The 4,798-nt window shown below is 56.5% G+C and carries 5 protein-coding genes; 3 read left to right on the forward strand and 2 right to left on the reverse strand.

Annotated elements, in window-relative coordinates; genetic code table 11:
• Together RI563_RS11060 and RI563_RS11065 are read right to left on the reverse strand one after the other, a co-directional pair.
• On the reverse strand, window positions 1-1,634 hold a 1,634-nt coding region (locus RI563_RS11060; RefSeq protein WP_310694443.1), incomplete at its 3' end, for a methyl-accepting chemotaxis protein.
• Window positions 1,635-1,663: 29 nt separating this feature from the next.
• The gene (locus RI563_RS11065) at window positions 1,664-2,554 is read right to left on the reverse strand and encodes a phosphate/phosphite/phosphonate ABC transporter substrate-binding protein (protein ID WP_310694444.1); all 891 of its coding nucleotides are present in this window, start codon (window positions 2,552-2,554) and stop codon (window positions 1,664-1,666) included.
• A gap of 301 nt (window positions 2,555-2,855) precedes the next feature.
• On the opposite strand from RI563_RS11065, the gene RI563_RS11070 reads away from it, so the two are divergent.
• From RI563_RS11070 to RI563_RS11080, 3 genes are all read left to right on the forward strand, one after another.
• Complete coding sequence (locus RI563_RS11070; protein WP_310694445.1) at window positions 2,856-3,227, forward strand: hypothetical protein; 372 nt, start codon at window positions 2,856-2,858, stop codon at window positions 3,225-3,227.
• A gap of 85 nt (window positions 3,228-3,312) precedes the next feature.
• Complete coding sequence (locus RI563_RS11075) at window positions 3,313-4,557, forward strand: TolC family protein (RefSeq protein ID WP_310694446.1); 1,245 nt, start codon at window positions 3,313-3,315, stop codon at window positions 4,555-4,557.
• Window positions 4,554-4,798, forward strand: a 245-nt coding sequence (locus RI563_RS11080) for a heavy metal-binding domain-containing protein (protein WP_310694447.1), incomplete at its 3' end; no start/stop codon positions are given. The genes RI563_RS11075 and RI563_RS11080, both read left to right, overlap by 4 nt.

Raw genomic sequence — 4,798 nt, forward strand, 5'->3', positions numbered from 1 at the left:
ACCTTGAAGTGTTGTACGGCCTGATTCAATTCGTCCGATTCGGTCAACAACGCTTTTCCGGCGGCCTCGGTCTGTGATGCACTGCCGGCGGTCATATCCGCCAGATCCCGGATCTGGGTGATATGCCGATGCATGTCATTGGCAACGGCACTTTGCTCCTCGGCGGCACTGGCGATCTGGGTGGTCATTTCGGTAATGGTGGCGACCGATCCGGCGATGGTGTCCAGGGAGGTTCCCGCCAGCTGGGCCTGTTCGACACTGGCATGAACACGCTCCTTGCCGGATTGCATGCGTTGTGCCGAATCACTGGCACTGGTTTGTAGCCGGTGAATCATTTCTTCGATTTCCTGGGTGGATTCCTGGGTGCGTTGCGCCAGTGTGCGGACTTCATCGGCGACCACGGCAAAGCCGCGCCCCTGCTCGCCGGCACGGGCCGCCTCGATTGCGGCATTGAGAGCCAGCAGGTTGGTTTGCTCGGCGATCGACTGAATTACATCGATTATGGTGCCAATATCCTGGGCATGTCCGGTAAGACGCTGGATTTCCGCCGCGGTGTTTTCCACTTCCTCGGCGACTGAACTAATATCCTTGATGGTGTCGTAAACAACCTGTTTACCCTTGTTCGCCTCGTCATTGGCCTGACCGGCGGATTCCGCCGCATGGGAGGTGTTGCGCGCGACCTCTTCGACTGTCGTGGCCATTTCGGTCATGGCGGTTGCCACCTGTTCGGTCTCACGATGTTGCTCTTTGACCTGGCTGATCGTGGAGTTGGTAATCTCCGACATCTGCTCCGATGAAGAACGCAGATTACCGGCTGTTTCAGAAACACGTCTTATGATGTGCTGAAAAGCATCGGCCATGGTGTTGAACTTGTCGGCCAGATGGCCAAGTTCGTCCTGCCGGGCATAATCGACACGTGCCGTCAGGTTGCCATCGGCAAGCTGATCGGTGGCCTCAACAATCCGGACAAGGGGACGTTTGACAAGGCGACTAATAAGGATATAGGAAAGGAACATTGAAATTAATGCGATGATAAAAAACAAAGCCGCTGCCTTGAAGGTCATTTCCGTCAGTGCATCATCCTTTGCCGCACTGATATCGGAAAATTTCTCGGTTTTGTAACTTTCCCGTTTCTGGAGTTGTTGCTGTGCCCGATTGAAGTTATAACCCAGATGAAGTTCTCCCAGCTTGATCCCTTCATTTTCCACGTCGACCACCAGCTGCTGGTTAGCCTCGTTCCTGTCGCCGGCCACGGCAAACGGTTTGGCCTGCTGGTTGAGAAAGGCAACATAAGAAACATCCGGGTCGGCGATGGCCATATCGGCATAGCTACCCAGCAAGGAGAGATCGAATTCCACCATCGGTTGCGGTGCAATGGCGCTTAACAGCTGGGACAGTTGTTTGGCCTTGAACTGGATGGCCTGCCGGTCGGTGGTGGCCTGTTGTTGCGAAATTTCATTGATCACCTTTTCCGCCGCGATAAGCTCGCTCTCCATGGCTTTGTCCTGGAGATTGACAATCAGGTACCCGGCCATCAGGAACAGCAAAGCCATGGTTGTCGCAATGGCGAAGATAAATTTTCCCGTCACTCCGAACCGGTTCAGGAGTGACAGTTTCAGTTTTGACAGGTTCATGGCGAACTCCTTGTGCCTTTGTGGGGCTATCAAGCGCTGTAGGGTGAGATTTTCAGGAATTTCAGGGCTTGTTTGATCTCATCCAGTGATACCGGTTCAACAAACCCCCTGATTCCGGCGCTGCGTGCGGCATTGTGTTCCGGCGCCAGCTTGATCACCGCACCCTTGAACCGGTTGGTGGTTTCCTGGTCCACAGCGGGGAGCGCCGACAGACACCATTCCGGGTAGAGTGCCGTGGTGCGAGCCAGAGAAAAATCACTGCTGATCTGCTGATCGACAATCTGGAAATCGTCAATCGCGATCTTGCCCTCTTTGTCCATAGCTTCCAGCAGACCGGTACGCACGAAAGCCGCATCGATCAGCCCGTTATTGACCGCCAGGACCAGATCGTCTTGTTTCTTGCCTTCACGCAGATTGCCAAAATCTTTATGTGGATCAATCCCCCTGGACATGAGGTGATAGGTCTGGAAGATATAGGCGCCAGCGGCTGCGCGAAACTTGAGGGACATGACATTCTTGCCGCGCAAATCCTCGGCGGTTTTGATTCCGCTGTCTTTTCTGGCAATGATAACGCCGCCGAAGCGCGGACCGTCCTTTTTGTTCAGGGTAGCCATGACCGTGGCACCGAGTTTCTCTTCCAGCTGAACAGTGTGGGGCGAGTGGGAGAGCACCAGATCAACCTGCTTCTGTTGCGCGGCATTGAATACCTGGGGCGGCGGCAGGGGGACCAGTTTGATCTGATGGCCGGTCTCCTGTTCAAGGTAATTGACCAGTTCATCCCAGCGGGTCTGGGCCTTGAGTTCGCCGCGCGGAGCCAGGACGCCGAGACGCACGGTCTCGGCCTGAACCGCCGGCAGGGCCCCGCAAAGCAGGATCAGGCTAAACAGGGTGGTGATAAAACGATGCGTAATAACGGACATATGACCTCCAGGCACACCGCTACATGCAGTACATGCAGACGGCACAGTTAAAAAAATGTGGTTGCGTGGGGGGCTCAGTAATTAACGACCCGGGGGTGGGGGCCTTGAGCCGGTATGGCGGGGAAAAATGTGAGCGCTATCACATTATCATGGTGAGTACATTTTGGCCGGGGGCGCCGCCAGCCTGCTCCGGTCAGCGGGGCAACCCGGCCCGGCCCGACGGAACCCGGGCCGGTTTTGGCGGTCTCAGATAGACGGTGAACATGGCATTTTCGGTTGTGAGGGGGGTATACTCGGCAGGATGAGCGTTACCGCACGAGTCTGGATGAACTGGCTGCTATTGCTGGCAATGGTGCTGTTGCCCGTACAGGCGGTGTATGCGCAGACCGACATGCTGGTGCCCTCGGCCAACCATGAGTGCGAACATACCCGGATGCAACACGCCGGTCCGACGGTTGATGAAGCGCAGCTAATGAATTGCTGCGATCAGGATGCCAGTCACTGTAACCAGAACTGTCGCGACTGTTTCCACACCCAGAGTATCAACGCCCTTGCCGGCACAACCGTGCTGCCGATCGATCAACCCAGTTCCTACGACCTGCTGCCTGCGCAGGAGACCCATAGCGGTCTACCCCCCGTCGGCCAGTTCCGACCTCCCAGAACCCTCATCTGATGATGTGACACCCGTCAGGGGTGTCTGATGCAGTTGTAATGCCGGTGTGTTTCATCGGCATGGAATCAGATGATGAGGTATACACATGTTACGTCTATTTATGTTGTGCGGTGTCGTACTGGCGGCACTGACAGCCAGACCGCTATTGGCGGCGTCGACGTTGACACTCGAGGAATCGATCCGGCTGGCGCTGGAGAATGACCCCGGCTTTCGGATTAACGAGGCCAAAAGCGCGGCCCTGAAAGAACAGGCGGTTGCCGATAACGCGCTGCCCGATCCCAAACTGAAACTGGGCCTGATGAACTTTCCCACCGATACGTTCAAACGGGATCAGGAACCGATGACTCAGGTTCAGGTGGGGATCCAGCAGATGTTTCCGGCGGGCGATTCGCTCAAATACAAATCTCAACGCACCCTGTCCCGTTCCCGGGCACAGGATCATCAATCGGAAAATCAACGCCGACAGCTGGTACGCGATGTTCGTCAGGCCTGGCTGGAGTGGTATTACTGGCATCGGGCACAGGAAGTGGTACAGGCGAACCGTAATCTATACCGCAACCTGGTGCGGGTGACCGAATCCCAGTATGCCGCCGGACGCCAACAGCAACAGGACGTGATCCGGGCGGAGCTCGAACTGGGTTTACTGGATGATCGCCTGGTGGATATTCGCAATCAAATGGAAGAAGCGTGGGCGAGACTGGCGCGTTACCTGGGTGAGATTCCCACCGCCATGACCCCGCCGGAACAGGTCCCCGAACTGCCTCGCCCGCAGTCGCCCCAACTGGATGAGCATCCGGTGATTCAGGCTGCTCGCGCCGAGGTAGAGGCGGAACAAAACGGTGTCTCCCTGGCACGCCAGTCGTATAAACCGTCCTGGATGCTGGATGTGACCTATGGTGGACGCGAAGGATTGAATCCCGATGGCAGTGGGCGCAGCGATTTTCTCTCCGCCATGCTGTTGATGGATATCCCGCTGTTTACCGACAGTTACCAGGACCGCAAAGTTGCCGCCGGTAAGCAGCAGTTACAGGGCGCGCTGTTCAGCCTCAGGGATCGCCAGCGAGCGTTGACGCAGCAATGGGAGGTGAGTCACGCCCGCTGGAACAATCTGGCTGATCGTCTGGCCCGTTATCAGGATCGGTTGTTACCCATGGCCCGGGAGAACGCCCGCAGCGCCCTGCAGGGTTATCAAAGCCGTGAGACTGAATTCAATGCATTGATGCGGGCCCGCATTATGCAACTCGACACCGAACTCAAAGCGCTGCGTCTGCGTATCGACCACGCCACAGCGCAGGCGCAGTTAATCTATCTTGCAGGAGCCACACAATGAAACTGACTACAGGATTAATTATTTTCGGGTTGGCGCTGGTCCTGGCCGCCTGCAGCGAGGAGCAGTCAACAGCGGACGACAGTGGCATTGACAAGGCCGCACAACAGGAATCCGCGCTGGAGCATGCCGAAAAGCACACCGATCCCAACTATGTCTGCCCCATGCATCCGCAGATTGTCAGGGGCGAGCCGGGTACCTGTCCGATCTGTGGCATGGATCTGGTCGAAAAAGAACAGGAGAG

Source organism: Thiohalophilus sp. (assembly GCF_031581315.1).
GTDB lineage: Bacteria > Pseudomonadota > Gammaproteobacteria > UBA6429 > Thiohalophilaceae > Thiohalophilus.